The sequence below is a fragment of the Rhodococcoides trifolii genome (assembly GCF_014635345.1).
GTDB lineage: Bacteria > Actinomycetota > Actinomycetes > Mycobacteriales > Mycobacteriaceae > Rhodococcoides > Rhodococcoides trifolii.
On the sequence record NZ_BMCU01000001.1, the window covers coordinates 439,024 to 453,869 of the forward strand.

The 14,846-nt window shown below is 67.4% G+C and carries 12 protein-coding genes; 5 read left to right on the plus strand and 7 right to left on the minus strand.

The features are described 5' to 3' along the window. Positions 1-40: 40 nt before the first annotated feature. Entirely contained in the window at positions 41-2,002 is a 1,962-nt protein-coding gene (locus tag IEW02_RS02060; RefSeq protein WP_188543037.1) for a DUF2339 domain-containing protein, read from the plus strand. On the opposite strand, the gene IEW02_RS02065 is transcribed toward IEW02_RS02060, so the two are convergent. The 3 genes from IEW02_RS02065 to trmB are packed head-to-tail and all read right to left on the minus strand — an operon-like array spanning position 1,968 to position 6,709. After that, complete coding sequence (locus IEW02_RS02065) at positions 1,968-5,321, minus strand: MMPL family transporter (protein ID WP_188543038.1); 3,354 nt, start codon at positions 5,319-5,321, stop codon at positions 1,968-1,970. The genes IEW02_RS02060 and IEW02_RS02065 overlap by 35 nt on opposite strands. Beyond that, positions 5,322-6,002 (minus strand): NYN domain-containing protein, encoded by a 681-nt coding sequence (locus tag IEW02_RS02070; protein WP_188543039.1) that lies wholly within the window; start codon positions 6,000-6,002, stop codon positions 5,322-5,324. Next, positions 5,999-6,709, minus strand: coding sequence for a tRNA (guanosine(46)-N7)-methyltransferase TrmB (gene trmB, locus IEW02_RS02075; RefSeq protein ID WP_188543040.1), 711 nt, complete (start codon positions 6,707-6,709; stop codon positions 5,999-6,001). Before trmB ends, IEW02_RS02070 begins: the two co-directional genes overlap by 4 nt. A 121-nt stretch (positions 6,710-6,830) precedes the next feature. Between trmB and IEW02_RS02080 the strand changes: the two genes are divergently transcribed. The 4 genes from IEW02_RS02080 (at position 6,831) to IEW02_RS02095 (ending at position 11,194) form a co-directional block, all read left to right on the plus strand. Further along, a complete protein-coding gene (locus tag IEW02_RS02080; protein WP_188543041.1) occupies positions 6,831-7,412 on the plus strand; it encodes a P-loop NTPase family protein in 582 nt (193 codons plus the stop codon). Then, positions 7,409-8,839, plus strand: coding sequence for a hypothetical protein (locus IEW02_RS02085; protein WP_188543042.1), 1,431 nt, complete (start codon positions 7,409-7,411; stop codon positions 8,837-8,839). Before IEW02_RS02080 ends, IEW02_RS02085 begins: the two co-directional genes overlap by 4 nt. Before the next feature lie 28 nt (positions 8,840-8,867). Further along, positions 8,868-9,164 carry a DUF6802 family protein gene (locus IEW02_RS02090; protein WP_188543043.1) on the plus strand — a complete coding sequence of 99 codons (297 nt, stop codon included), beginning with the start codon at positions 8,868-8,870 and terminating at the stop codon, positions 9,162-9,164. A gap of 203 nt (positions 9,165-9,367) precedes the next feature. Next, positions 9,368-11,194 (plus strand): phosphoenolpyruvate carboxykinase (GTP), encoded by a 1,827-nt coding sequence (locus tag IEW02_RS02095; RefSeq protein ID WP_188543044.1) that lies wholly within the window; start codon positions 9,368-9,370, stop codon positions 11,192-11,194. 79 nt (positions 11,195-11,273) lie between these two features. Here the strand turns inward: IEW02_RS02095 and IEW02_RS02100 are convergent, their stop codons facing one another. The 4 genes from IEW02_RS02100 to IEW02_RS02115 all read right to left on the minus strand — a co-directional run bounded on the left by IEW02_RS02100 (position 11,274) and on the right by IEW02_RS02115 (position 14,735). Continuing rightward, positions 11,274-12,185, minus strand: a complete 912-nt coding sequence (locus IEW02_RS02100) for a cation diffusion facilitator family transporter (RefSeq protein ID WP_188543045.1) — start codon at positions 12,183-12,185, stop codon at positions 11,274-11,276. Continuing rightward, positions 12,185-13,081 carry an ROK family protein gene (locus IEW02_RS02105; RefSeq protein ID WP_188543046.1) on the minus strand — a complete coding sequence of 299 codons (897 nt, stop codon included), beginning with the start codon at positions 13,079-13,081 and terminating at the stop codon, positions 12,185-12,187. Before IEW02_RS02105 ends, IEW02_RS02100 begins: the two co-directional genes overlap by 1 nt. Before the next feature lie 4 nt (positions 13,082-13,085). After that, positions 13,086-13,844, minus strand: coding sequence for a class I SAM-dependent methyltransferase (locus tag IEW02_RS02110; RefSeq protein ID WP_188543945.1), 759 nt, complete (start codon positions 13,842-13,844; stop codon positions 13,086-13,088). A gap of 72 nt (positions 13,845-13,916) precedes the next feature. Beyond that, positions 13,917-14,735 carry a class I SAM-dependent methyltransferase gene (locus IEW02_RS02115; RefSeq protein WP_229745731.1) on the minus strand — a complete coding sequence of 273 codons (819 nt, stop codon included), beginning with the start codon at positions 14,733-14,735 and terminating at the stop codon, positions 13,917-13,919. Positions 14,736-14,846 lie beyond the last annotated feature (111 nt).

Here is a 14,846-nt window from a genome sequence, read left to right on the forward strand (position 1 = left end):
TACTCATCCGGTACGAGCCGGATCGGCCGACGATCGATCCATGACATCCCCGACTGATTCCGGCCGGCCTCCGGCCTTCCCGACTGACTCCGGCCGGCCTCCGGCCTTCCCGACTGACTCCGGCCGGCCTCCGGCCTTCCCGACTGACTCCGGCCGGCCTCCGGCCTTCCCGCCTGACTCCGGCCGGCCTCCGGCCTTCCCGCCGCAGATCGACCCACGCCTCGTCCACACCCTGTCCACCGAAGTCGCCTCCCTGCAGCAGCACCTGCACAAGGTGGGCACCGACCTCGAAGTACTGCGCAACCAGCTGACGTTCACACCCCCGCCGATGCCGGTACAGCAGCCCATTCCCGTGCCCCGTCCGATGCCGATGCCGGTGCCGATGCAGCAGCGTCCCCCGTACCGGCCTCCCGCCCCGACTCCTCCACGTGAGCCCTGGTGGCAGCGCGACGGAATGGTCAGCCGCATCCTGGCGGTCGCCGGTGCCGGCGTGACCCTGGTGGGCGTCGTGATGCTCTTGGTGCTCGCCATCAACGCCGGGTGGTTCGGGGCGGTGCCTCGGGTTGCCGGTGGAGCCGGCCTCTGCGCCGCGCTCGTGGTTGCCGGGCACCGCATGATCTCGCGGCCCGGTGGCCGAGTCGGCGCCATCGCCCTGGCCGCAACCGGCTTTGCCGGCCTGTACCTCGACGTTGCTGCAGTGACCGTGATCTACGACTGGATCGCACCGGTGATCGGCGCGATCGTCGGCCTCGGTGTGGCCGCACTGGGCATCGGCGTGGCTCTCGCGTGGAAGTCCGAACGCCTCGCGGTGATCGTCACGATCGGCGCGGCCGTTCTGGCCCCTGTCGTCACCGGCGAATTTTCGCTCACGCTGCTCGTGTTCCTCTTCGTTCTTCAGGTGGCCGCGGCGCCCGTCGACATCGACCGCGACTGGCCGATGCTGCGAGCCGCGCGCACGGTGCCGGTCGTGGGCGCACTCTTTCTGGCGACGTTCGCAGCCTCGTTCCACAGCGCCGGCCTCGCCGAGCGCGCACAACTGCTCGCTCTTGCGGTGGCCGTTCTCGCTGTCGCGGTCTCGTCGTCGCTCGTCGTTCTGCGCCGGCACGCGGACGTCGTGTCCCTGGCCGTCCTGGCCACCACCTGGCTACCGGTGCTCGGCATCGCGACGCTGTTCGAGCCGCGCATCGCGGCATCGATCGACGGGGCCGTGATCATCGCTGCCGGCGCTGTCGCCTACTGCGCGCGCCGGGTCGACGCGCCGGTGCACACCGTGCTCGTCATGATCGCGAGTCTTGCTGCACTCCAGGCGTGTTCGCAGGTATCGGTCGACAGCCTCCGCACCATCGCACTGCTCGCCATCGCGGTGGCGCTGATGGTGGCCGCGCATCGCTCCGCGTCGGTAGCGGCGTGGTGGACGGGATCCGCGTTCGGTGTGATCGGCGCCTTCGACCTGTCGGTGTCGACCCCGGTGGAAGCGCTGATCGATCGCACCTTCTCCGACGAACTGAGCTGGGGCTCGGTGGTCGCGTCGCTGACGCTCGTGTGCTTCGCGGCGGCCGCGACACTGTCGTCGACCGTCGTCGATGCCCTGCGTCCGCTGCGTGAGCAGATCGTGATCGTGGCGTCGTTGGTCGGCCTCTACGGCGTGAGCGCCGCAGCAGTCTCGTTCGGTGTGCTGCTCGGCGACGATCGGTCCGGCTTCGTTGCAGGGCACTGCGTCTCGACGGTCATCTGGATGGCAGGAGCGGCCGTTCTCCTGCTCCGCGGGTTGTCGAGCCGAGACCACGCGCACGCGCTTCTCACCAGTGGGCTGCTTCTCGCCGGCGCAGCGACGGCCAAGCTGTTCCTGTTCGATCTGGTCGCTCTCGACGGAATTGCCCGCGCGGCAGCGTTTTTGATCGTCGGCGTGATGCTGCTCGCTACGGGCACCCGCTACGCCCGAGCGTTCGCCGAACGACCGACGCCCGTTACGACCGACGCTGACGCGCCAGCAACTCGCTGACGCTGATGGCCTGCCCGGAACGTCCACCGTGTCGTCCACTGCCGCCGGCGTCGTCGCCGTCCGACCCCTGCTCGGGTTCGGCGCGACGGCGTCGGCCGCCGGTTTCCCTGGGCCGCTGTGGTTCTGGGAACGGCTGTGGTTCTGGGAACGGCTGTGCTTCTGGGGCCGACTGTGCTTCTGGGAGAGGCTGCGGCTGGGGGGCAGGCCGTGCTTCCTGCACAACCCGCGTCTCGGGCACCTCGGGCACCGGGGGAGACGGTCGGCGTTCGGGCTGCGGTTCCGGGACCGGGTCGGTCAGAGGATCCGGCCGCGGAGCAACACGCCCCGCTTCCCCGGGAACGGATGGAGCAGAAGGGGTTTCGGTTCGGTACGTCGGCTCTGCGCGGCGCCGTGTCGACGGAGGATCCGCGACCGGCTGCGCCGCTGGTGCATCCGCAGGAACCTGCGCGGAACCGTTCCGTTCCGCTTCGCTTGCCGAACCACGTTGCGCGGGGCCCCGTAGCTCCGCGAACCACTGGTCCATCGAATGGTTGTCACGCTGCATCGCCGGCTCCGGTCGACGCGCCGGTCGCACGGCGGGAACGGGTCGAACAGGAGACCCGTTGCCAGTGCCAGTGCCAGTGCCGTTGCCAGTGCCAGTGCCGTTGCCAGTGCCGTTGCCGTTCACATCGGCGCTGCTCCGCCGACCGTTCGGTGCAGGAGTCGGCGCCTCCGAATCAGGTTGCGCGAGGGGCCTTCTCGGCTCGGCGTCCGACTTCTTGGCAGTGGGTGATCGCAGCTCCGCGAGCCAGCTCTCGATGGGCCGCGGTTCCGGGGTGCCCGCGTCCTGGAAGTTCGAACGATCGGACTTGGAACGCTCGGACTTGGAACGATCGGACTGCGAATTATCGGGTCGGGAGTTGTCCGACTCGGCGCGGACCGCGGAGCGCCGACGGTTCGGCTCGATCGGGGGCTCGGGGCGAACGGGCCTGTCGTCTCCGGGTGCGACGGCGGGACGCCCGGTCGCGGACCGGCGCGGTTCCTCGACCCGGCTTCGGGCTCCGCCCGCTGCACCCGCGCTCGGTCGAACGGCGGGTACGTGCGGTGCGATACGCGGTATGGGTGTCGTGAGAGGTTCGCTCGCGCTTCCGGCGAACATCGGAACACCGCTGACCGACAGTTCCGGAACGTCGTCGGGCATCAGTTCGGCTTCGAGAACCGGTTCGCCGAGGCCCAGCTTTTCCTGAATGCGCTTCATCCACGCCGGCGCCCACCAGCAGTCGTCGCCGAGCAGCTTCATGATCGACGGGACGAGGAACATTCGGATGAGGGTGGCGTCGATGACGAGCGCGGCGATCATGCCGTAGGCGATGTACTTCATCATCACCAGGTCGGAGAACGCGAACGCTCCGGTCACGACGATCAGAATCAGCGCGGCGGCGGTGATGATGCGTCCGGTGTGCGAGGTGCCGACGCGGATCGCCTCGGAGGTACTGGCCCCCCGCGCTCGCGCTTCGACCATGCGGGAGAGGAGGAACACCTCGTAGTCCGTGGACAGTCCGAAGATGATCGCGATGATCAACACCAGGATCGGCGCCATGATCGGTCCGGGACTGAAGTCCAGCAGGCCCGCGCCGTTTCCGTCGATGAAGATCCACGTCAGGATGCCCAGCGTTGCGCCGAGGCCCAGCGTCGTCATCAGAATCGCCTTGATGGGCAGCACCAGTGAACCGAAGGTCAAGAACATCAGCAGTGTCACCACAAGGACCACGAGCACGGCCATCAGCGGTAATCGATCCACCAGTGCCGCGATGCTGTCCTGCTCCAGCGTCGGCGTGCCGCCCACGGACATCGTGACGCCGTCGGGAACGTCGAGCGAGCGGACGTACTCGATCGCGGGCTTGGAATCGTTGCGATCGACCAGACCGGCGGACAGCACTGCCACGCCGTTCTGGTTCTGCGTGAGGGAGAACTTCTCGACGAGCCCGGGAGCGTTGGAGGCCTCGCGAAGGAGCGTGCCGATCTGCGGACCCTGCGCGTTCTGCAGCACGATCTTGAGCGGCTCGGTGCGGTACGACGGGAAGTTGGCGTCGAACTCGTTCTGCGCCACGCGGGTCGGGTTGTCCGGCGGAAGGTACGACTCGTTGATGCCACCGAACTTGATGTTGCCGACGGGCAGCGTCAGCAGAAGCAGGCCCAGCACGATGGGAACGGCGACCTTGAGCGGGTTTCGCATGACCCAGCGGGTGAGGCGACCCCACGGACCGTTCTCGATCTCCTCGGACGACTTGGTCTTGCGCATGAACTTCAGGCCGAGCGCGTCGACGCGCGGGCCCAGGATCGCGAGGATTGCCGGCAGCACGGTGATCGAGGTCAGGGCAGCGAGAGCGACGGTCGCGATGGCGCCGAACGCCACCGACTTCAGGAAGCCCTGGGGGAACAGCAAGAGACCGCCGAGGCTCGCGACGATCATCGTGGCGGAGAAGACGACGGTGCGCCCCGCGGTCATGACCGAACGACGCACGGCCTGCTTCGTGGAGTAACCGTCGCCCAGTTCCTCCCGGAAGCGACTGACGATGAACAGTCCGTAATCGATGGCCAGACCCAGCCCTACGAGTGAGACCACGGGCGCGACGAACGTGTTGACCTCGACGAAGTTGGTGATGAACCGCACCACGCCGTTGGCGGCGACCACGGTCAGGCCGCCGATGATCAGCGGCAGCGCCGCGGCGACGATGCCGCCGAAGATGAAGAACAGCAGCACACCCACGACCGGAATGGCCAGCAGCTCCATCCGGTGGACGTCACTGGCGAGCGTGTCGTTGAGAGCGCCGGCGATGGGTTGAAGACCCGCCAGTTGGACGTCGACTCCGTCGATGGCGAAGGCGTTCTTGACCTCGCGGAAGTTCGACGCGAGCTCGGTGTCGTTGTCGCCGACGATCGCGAAGGTGGCGATGGCCTTGGTCTTGTCCGGCGTCGTGAGCGCGGGCAGTTTCCCGGTGAAGTAGCTGGCGTTGATCTTGGCGATCTGGTCCGGATGGTCGGCGACCAACTTGCTCTGCGCGGCGGCGACGGTGTCGTAGAACGGTTGGCTGTCGACCGTCTGACCGGCGGGGGCGGTGTAGAGCGCGACGACGTCACCGTTCGCGTCGCGACCGAAGGTGCCGTCGGCGAGCTTCGACGCGCGAACGGATTCCGAACCCGGATCGTCGAAACCGCTCTGGCTCAGGTGGTCGTTCAGGCTCAGCCCGTACCCGGCCAGGCCGAGCAGAAGAGCGACCATCACACCGATCACCGTGAACCGGAGTCGGTGTACCAGGTCTCCCCAACGTGCGAACACTTATGACACTCCTTGACGCCCGACGAGCAGTGCGGACAGTGGTCGGAACGGTTGCAGCCAGGCGCCCTCGTCGGGCAGGGTGTCCAGGCTCACGCGCGGCAGCGGCTCGCGGAAGACGCCGGTGATGTCCTCGAGGTCGACGAATTCCAGTGTCTCCGACGACACCGCCCAGCTCGCGTGCTCCCGAAATCCGAGCACCTGGACCGGCACGCCGGCAGCCGCAATGGCCTCGAGCGGCTCGCGAAACGCCTGGCCGTCGGCGGAGGCGACCATGACTCCCGCCAGACCGGTGAGCCGGCGCGCCTCGATGTGGGCGAGCATGTCCGAGTCGACGTCACTGTCCTCGTCGACCTTCGGTTTTGCGAAGACCGCGAAACCCACGTTGCGCAGCGCCTCGACCCACGGCCGGACGACGTCGGCGCTGCCGTGCGCGATGTTGGTGAACACGGTCGCTTCGGGTTCGAGGGTCCCGGTGTACGACTCGGACAACTGCGCAGTGCGTCCGAGAAGCCACCGGCCGAGGGCGTCGAAACGCGGTCGGTAGGCAGCGGTCGGCCGACCGCCGAGGATGGCACCGAGTCCCATGTCGAGATTCGGCGCATCCCAGACGAGCAGGACTCGCTTGCTTCGACGAGAGTCGTCGATGTCGCCCGCTCCGACGATGTCCTGAGTGACGGTCATGCTTCGATCTTCCCCCACACCCAGTCCGTGACGGTGCTTCCCACCCGATGTGCTTTGTGCTCGAACTTGGTGACGGGACGTTCGAGGCCGATCGGTGACCGTTCCCGGTCGAGGGTGGCGAGCGCGGGCTCGGCGTTTCCGGTTTCGTCGATCCACTCGGCGTAGTCGGCGTGGTCGGTGGCGACGTGCAGGACGCCGCCCGTCTTCAGCCGGCTCGCGATCAGCGAGAACGTGGGTGCGCTGAGGAGGCGGCGCTTGTGGTGACGAGCCTTCGGCCACGGATCGGGGAAGAAGACGCGAACACCGGTCAGCGACTCCGGCTCGACCATGTTTTCCAGCACGTCCACGGCGTCGCCGCGCAGCACCCGCACGTTGGGGATGGAGTCACGCTCGATCTGTTGGAGCAACTGGGCCAATCCGGGCCGGTAGACCTCGATGGCGACGAGGTTCACATCGGGCTCGGCGAGCGCCATGGCCGATGTGGCGGTTCCGGTTCCCGAACCGATCTCCAGCACGAGCGGAGCGCTGCGGCCGAACCAGGTGTCGGCGTCGAGCGGCTCGTCGGCGACGTCGCGGCCGATGGTGGGCCACTGGCGATCCCACGATGCCTGCTGCGGTTCGGTCAGGGCACCACGCCGGGACCGAAAACTCGTCACGCGCGGGTACAGGCGCGACGCAGACTCGTTCATCGGTCCATTGTCGCGCATGAACGCGCCGAGGCACACACGAGCCTGAAGTAGTGGTCGAGACTTTGGGGCACGACGGAACAGTACTGCACCTGTTTGTGCGGACTATGTGAGAATTTCGCCGATCGAACGGGGGGTTCGAATGCGCGACGCACTGGCTCGGTTGGGGTCCGCCACCGTCGGTACGCCTGGTGGCGAACGGGTCGCAGGGTCGATCGCCCGGTGGACGGCACCCCTGCGCGTCGGTGTCGCCGGACGCCCCGGTGTCGGGAAGTCCGCAGTCGCCCGCGCGCTCGGTCAGGTGTCCGGCGTCACGCCTGTCGAAGTGCACGTAGTGGATTCACCCGACATCCCGGACGCAATTCTCGACGCCGACCTTGTCCTCTACGTGATCGTACGAACACCGCACCCGGCCGACCTCGAGGCCCTGTCCGGCCGACACGCCACCGACACCGTCGTCGTCCTGGCGAAGGCCGACACGCTCGTCGACCGAGACACTGCGGCGGCGCAGGCGCAGGCATCGACGTCGTTGCCGGTGGTGGCTATCGACACCGGTGACGAAGCCGACGCGTCGACCCTGCGCGCGGTCGTGGAAGCCGCGTTCGAGGGGGTGGCGAGTCGACGTTCGCGGGCGTTGCTCGCCGAACTGGAGGCTGCCGGCGCCGCCGAGCCGTCGGTGTGCGAAGCGGTCGAGGCTTTTCTGCGGGATCGGGCGCGGACGTGACCGCCATCGGAACCGAGTTCGCTCGGGTTCTGACCCGATGGAATCCGTCGGGGATCACTCGGCTGCGCGCCGCGCTCGACGCTCCCGATCCGTACCCTCGGATTCGGGTCGTCGCCGATCACGGAGTCGATGTCGACGGTGTTCTGGGTCGGTTGGCCGACAGTTGCCCAGACCCTCATCACACTGATGCCCCCGCTGGGATCGCCCTCGTGCTGCTCGACGCGTCGGCCCCGATCGGCCGTGCGATGTTGACGCGGCTCCGGCAGGTGCCCGACTCGACGCGGGTGGTGATCGTGCTGGACGGCATCGATCGTCATCAGGACTGGGACGTCGTCGCCGCTCGCAACAGGACGCTGCTGGCGGAGTACGTGCCGCGGCTGGCGACGGTCCCGATCAGGCCCGCCGCGTCGAGGGTGGTCGACGACAGGTCCGAGATCGCCACCGACCTTGCCGCCGCCGCCGCGGGCACGGCAGCCGAATGGGAATCGCGGAATCTGCTCTGCCTGGTGGACGAGGTGGTCGGTGAGGCCCGCCGATCTCTCGCCGCGCATGCCCGAACCGCCGCTGCGGATGCGAACCTCGCTGCGGCGAGGTCGGAGCGAGGTGACCTGATCGCCGAGCGGGCACGTGCGGGTGCGGACCGAAGTTCGTTGGTACGCAGTCGTATTCAGCGAGTTCGACTGGACGCGCTGCACGACGTCGGATCCGAGATCAGGGCGGTGTCGACGGCCGCGACGCACGCGATCGACCGCGCCGGGACGGCGGCGATGCGGACTTTCCCCGTCGACTTCGCCCGCGAGATCGATTCGGCGGCATCACGATTGGATCGGTCCGTCGGCGGCAGACTCGATTCGGTTCGGAACGAGATCGGCGGACCGGACGTCGCGTCCACGGCCGTCGTCGCACCCACCGACATCGACACCGTTCCTGCCGCCCGGTCCCGCGGCGCCGACGAGTGGCTGGCCGGGTTGGTCGGGCTCTCGGCGGGTGCGGGATTCGCGCGGCTGATCGGAGCGCTGACGGGACCGACGCCGGTGCTGTCGTGGATTCTGACGACGGTTCTCGCCCTGGCGGTCGGAGGGACGACGGTGGCCGTGCGTCGCCGGGCGGCGGATCGAGCGACGCTGCGGCGGTGGGCCACGGAAATCGTCGCGGACGTGCGACCGCGGTGGGAGCAGTCCATTCTCTCGGCCCTGCTCGACGCCGAAGCGACCATCACCGCATCGCTGACGGCGGCGGCTCGTGACCGGACGAAGGCGGTGGATCGCCTGATGGTCGGCGTCGACGATCGAATTCGCGCGGGCGCCGCGGAGGTCGCCGGTCGCAACGCGGCGTACGAGCGCGATCTCGCTGCGTTGGAGCGCGGTGCGGACGCCGTTCGGCGGGCGGTGGAACCGCGGACGGCCGGCGTGCGTCCAAGCCCCTGAAGGCGCTTTTCTCGTGGAGGTGGCAGTGATGGCCGATTTCTCGGATCCGGTGGGTCCACCGACTCATGTCGGCGTGGTCGATCCGGATCAGGATCTGAACGGCGACGGTGTGCCGGACACGGTGGTCGTCCACCCGGGATCGCCGATGAGCGAGATGCTGCACGGGTTTCTGGACGAGCCGTCGACGGCAGTCGTCTCGGATTTCGACGGCGACGGGATCGCCGATCACATCACGGCGTTCGAGGACGACGGCGGCTACTCGGCGTGGCAGCTCGTCTCGGGCGACGATGCGGGGTGGACGGTGACCGACAGGGGGTCGTTGTGATTGCCTTTTTGTCCTGACAAACGGCCTGGTACAACAGGTTTGCTGAATCGGTTTTGTGACAGATCGGACAGGCCCCGATTGTTTCATAATGTATTCACAGAGTTAATCTGTGAACCCCAGGGCACTCGGTTCGTGTCCTCCACAGGCGTACGTATGTCCGGTTCGTGGGCGCCGCCCCGTTATTGCAGCACCAGGAGACTTTCATGACCGCGACCATCACCGGTCTCAACGGCACCGACGGAACCCCGCCCACCACGCACGCGGGCCTTCTCACCTGGATCAAGGACGTCGCCGAGCTCACCCAGCCCGATCGCATCGTCTTCGCGGACGGGTCGGACGAAGAGTGGGAGCGCCTCACGAACCAGCTGGTGGAGGCAGGCACGTTCACCCGTCTGAACGCCGACCTCAAGCCCAACTCGTTCCTCGGCAACTCCGACCCGTCGGACGTCGCCCGCGTGGAATCTCGCACGTACATCTGCTCGAAGGAGCAGATCGACGCCGGACCCACCAACAACTGGATGGACCCGACCGAGATGCGGACGCTGATGTCCGACCTCTACCGGGGTTCGATGCGCGGCCGGACCATGTATGTCGTCCCGTTCTGTATGGGCCCGCTCGACGCCGACGATCCGAAGCTCGGTGTCGAACTGACCGACTCCGAGTACGTCGTCGTCTCGATGCGCGTGATGACCCGGATGGGTTCCGCCGTGCTCGACAAAATGGGTACCGACGGCTTCTTCGTCAAGGCGCTGCACTCGCTCGGCGCACCGCTAGCCGAGGGCCAGGCCGACGTGCCGTGGCCGTGCAACGACACCAAATACATCACCCACTTCCCCGAGGACCGCGAGATCTGGAGCTACGGCTCCGGCTACGGCGGCAACGCTCTGCTGGGAAAGAAGTGCTACTCGCTGCGTATCGCCTCCGCGATGGCGCACGACGAGGGCTGGCTCGCCGAGCACATGCTGATCCTCAAGCTCATCTCCCCCGAGGACAAGGCCTACTACATCGCGGCGGCGTTCCCGTCCGCATGCGGCAAGACCAACCTCGCGATGATTCAGCCGACCATCCCCGGCTGGCGCGCCGAGACCCTGGGCGACGACATCGCCTGGATGCGCTTCGGTGACGACGGCCGCCTCTACGCGGTCAACCCGGAGTACGGGTTCTTCGGCGTCGCCCCCGGCACCAACTGGGACTCGAATCCCAACGCGATGAAGACCATCGAGCAGGGTAACTCCGTGTTCACCAACGTCGCGATGACCGACGACGGCGACGTCTGGTGGGAGGGACTCGAAGGAGACCCGCAGCACCTGATCGACTGGACCGGCGCGGAGTGGACACCGGACTCGGAAACGCCAGCAGCGCACCCGAACTCGCGATACTGCGTGCCGATGTCGCAGTGCCCGATCATGGCCCCCGAGTGGGAGGACCCGAAGGGCGTTCCTATCTCGGCGATCCTGTTCGGCGGCCGTCGCAAGACGACCGTGCCGCTGGTGACCGAAGCACGCGACTGGCAGCACGGCGTGTTCATGGGCGCCACCGTCGGCTCCGAGCAGACGGCCGCCGCCGAAGGTCAGGTGGGCACCATCCGCCGCGACCCGATGGCCATGCTCCCGTTCCTCGGCTACAACGTCGGTGACTACTTCCAGCACTGGATCGACCTCGGCAAGAACGCCGACGCGTCCAAGTTGCCGAAGGTGTTCTACGTCAACTGGTTCCGTCGCGGCGACGACAAGCGCTTCCTCTGGCCCGGATTCGGCGAGAACTCTCGCGTGCTGAAATGGATCGTCGAGCGCATCGAGCACAAGGCGGCCGGCGTCGAGACCCCGGTCGGTGTCGTTCCGACTGCGGAGTCGCTCGACCTCGACGGACTGGACGTGGCCCTGGCCGACGTGCAGGAGGCGTTGACCGTGGACGTCGACGAGTGGAAGGCCGAGATCCCGAGCATCGAGGAGTGGTTCGACTTCGTCGGCGAGAAGCTTCCGACCGGCATCAAGGACGAGTTCGAGGCGTTGAAGCAGCGCTTGGGCTGAGCATCTCTTTCCCGACTCAGGGGCACACTCACGTCGACAGATCGACTGAAAGTGCCCCTGAGTCCGTTTCCGGGTGCCCTCACCCCAGCGTCAGCATCGCCCGCACGACGTACTGGTTCTCCTCCAGCCGCCGTTCCAGCGAATGCAGCGTCTCCGCCACGCGCGATTCCGCGTAGTCGCCGACCAGATCGATACCGGCGATCAGGTACACCCTGCGCGGCCCCACGTATTCCATGCGCAGGAACGACACGCTCTGTACCTCGACGAACTCGGTGAGTGTTGCCGTGGCTCCCTCGCGGAGCTGCGGTGACGCCGCCTCGCCCAGCAGGAACCGTCGGTTGCGGTCGATGAGGATGACGGCGACGACCGCGAGGAGGATGCCGACGAGGATCGAGCCGATGGCGTCCGGAATGGGCGATCCGGTGATCTGGTGCAGCAAAATGCCGACGAACGCGATCACAAGGCCCACGAGGGCTGCCGCATCCTCGGCGAAGACCGCCCGGACCGTGGGGTCCGACGTTGCCAGTGCTTGCTCCATCACATCGCGGTGTGCACGCTTCGCTTCGCCCCGCAGCTGTTTGTACGCCTGCCGGAACGAGATCGCTTCCAGTACGAACGCGACTGCCAGGACGATGTACGCCACCAGGAAGTCACCCGCCGGTTCGGCGTTCGAGAGTTCTTGGACGCCGTGGGTGATCGAGACTCCGGCACCGAGAGCGAACAACCCGAGCGCGGCGAACATCGACCAGACGTACGCCTCTCGGCCGTAACCGAACGGGTGGACGTCGTCCGGTTCGCGCCGGGACCGCTTGTTGGCGATGAGCAGCAGCACCTCGTTCCCGGTGTCCGCCCAGGAGTGGGCGGCCTCGGCGACCATCGAGGCCGATCCGGTGAACAGTGCCGCGCCTGTTTTCGCCACGGCGACGAGAGCGTTGGCGCCGAACGCCAGAACGACGGTGAGCGTGCTCTCGTCCGTCTTCTCCTCGGCCATCACGCGCTCACCAGCGCCGCTGCTCCGGTGAGTGTGCCCAGGCCGCCGAGCTCGGCGGGCACCACCCGCAAGCCGCTCAGGAAATTGAGCTTCGCGTGCAACTCCACCGACTGCAGCAACGGATCCCACAACGGCGGACCGGCTTGGGAGAATCCACCGCCGACGACCGCGAGCTGGATGTCGAGCAGAGCCGCAGTCGACGCGATGGCCTGACCGATCGCAGCACCGGCTCGCTGCAGAGCTGCCGCGGCGATCGGGTGGCCGTCGGCTGCGGCGCGGGCGAGCGCAATTCCGTCGTCGCCCTCCCAGCCCTGCGACTGAGCCCACCGGACGGCATTGGGACCACTCGCCACGGTCTCGACGCACCCCACCCCGCCGCAGGTGCAGGGGTCGGTGGACCCGGGGACGACGACGTGTCCGATGTGACCGGCATTCCCCGACCGACCGCGCACGATCTTCCCGCCGAGGACCAGCCCACCACCGATGCCGGTCGAGACGGTCATTCCCACCAGGTCGGCGACGCCGCGGCCCGCGCCGAATCGATGTTCCGCCAGTGCGACGCATGCGCCGTCGAGAGCCAGGGTGATGGCGGCGTCGGGGAAGAGCGATCGGACGGCGTCGACGATGGGAAAACCCTCGTACCACTCGGCGATGTTGATGGGGGACACGATGCCCGCGGTGGTGTCGACGGGACCCGCCGACGCGATGCCGACCTCGGTGACCTGTGCGACCTCGACGTTCGCGGAGGCCAGCACGTCGTAGAGCAGTTGCTCGCACGCGTCCCAGACGTTCTCGGTCGGTGTGGGGGTGATCTTCGCGTCGACAGGCCGGCCGTTGGCGCCGACCATGGCCGCCGCGAACTTGGTTCCCCCGATGTCGAGTGCGAGCGCCGTCATCGCTTCACCGTACTGCGCGCAGTACGAGAACGACGTTGCTGACGAGCAGCTCGCGCACGACGGGGACGCGCACCAGCCACCACGCCCACCGCGGATGGTAGCGAGGAAACGCGGACAGTAGTTCTCCGTTCGGAGTGGTTGTGGCCCAACGCAATCCGTCCGAAGCGCCGACTGCGAACAGGGACTTTCCGTACCTGTTCTTAGGCTCGTGACCGTGTGTGCGCGCGTACCGCCGGGCCGCACGCTCGCCGCCCAGGAAGTGCCACGGTCCGGTTTCGTGACCACCGAACGGACCCCACCACAGGGTGTAGGAGAGCACGACGATGCCGCCGGGTGCGGTCACACGCAGCATTTCCTCGGCCATCGCCCAGGGGTCCCGTACGTGCTCGGCAACGTTGGACGACATGCAGACGTCGACGCTCGACGTGCGGAAGGGCAACGCGGTCCCCGAGCCGCGGACGCTTCCGTGGACCTGCAGATCGGCCGCGTGCATCTCGGCCGGGTCCGGCTCCACCGACAGGTACCGGGCCCCGACCCTTGCGAACGCGTCCGCGAAGTAGCCGGGCCCACCGCCGACGTCGAGGATGACCGCACCGTCGAGGGCGCGTCCGGTGGCGCCGACGTAGACGTCGTCGACGAGGGCGGCGGTATCGACCGCGAGGTTGCCGTAGAAGAGGGCGGGATCGGTCTGCTCGTACCGAAAGTCGGACGCGAGCGCCACCGATCTGCGCAAGGTGGCGCGGCGTGCGAGCCGTGCCGTCACCGCTGAATCGAACTTCGGCGCGTCGAACCTCGCTCCCCCCACCACGGGGTGAACCTTAACGTGCGGGCAGCACTAGCCCGCGAACTGCAGCACCGTCGTGCACGGGCGGAGATCGCGAAGTCGGGGGAGATCGGAGAGCACGCGGTTGGTCATGAACTTGGACATGCCGTGCGCGGACGGGAACAGCTTCTCGGTGGCCGACACGACGCCCGGGATCTCGGAGGCGAGGAGCCGTGCGCGCGACGTGCTCATCGAGAACGGCATGGCCGGGATGGTGTAATGATCGCTCATCGCGACGCCCTTGATCGTCTTCTTCGACACCCACGTCGGGATGGAATCGAAGATCATGCCGCCACCGGGGAACCGTGCTGCGCATTCGGCGATCAGGGCCATTGCGCTCGCCTCGTCGAAGTACATCAGCAGACCCTCCGCGGTGACGAATACCTTCTCGCCTTGCGGAATGCTCGACATCCATGCGGTGTCGAAGGCGGACTCGGCGAGGTGGGTGATCTCCTGCTCGTCGGGCAGGACGCGGCTCCGCAGGTCCATGACCGGCTCGAGGTCGATGGAGAACCACGGGTTGTGCGGCCTCCCGAGCCGCCAGTAGCTCGTTTGCAGTCCTTCACCGAGCGCGACGATCGTGGCGCGGGGATTCAGCGCAAGGAAGTCGCGGGTGGCGCGGTCGAACGTGCGTGACCGCAAGGCCGCGGCAGGGTCGGCTTTGCCGAACTTCGACCAGTCGTAGTCGATGCTGTCGAAGATGCGCAGTGCCATAGGATCGTCGACGACGCGACGGTCGCCCGCGGCGAAAGTCGCCCGGTTGTACAGCGTGTAGAGAGTGGTGGACGACACGCCCTCGAGGGCGTTTCCGTCGATAGTTTGTCCGAGCATGATGTTGTCCCATCGAGGTGTCCGTCGAACGGACATTTATCGGGTGATTCGCATGATCTCACCCCGAGGATGGGTCGGAACATCGTTCGATCGAATGAAAACGGTCGACAA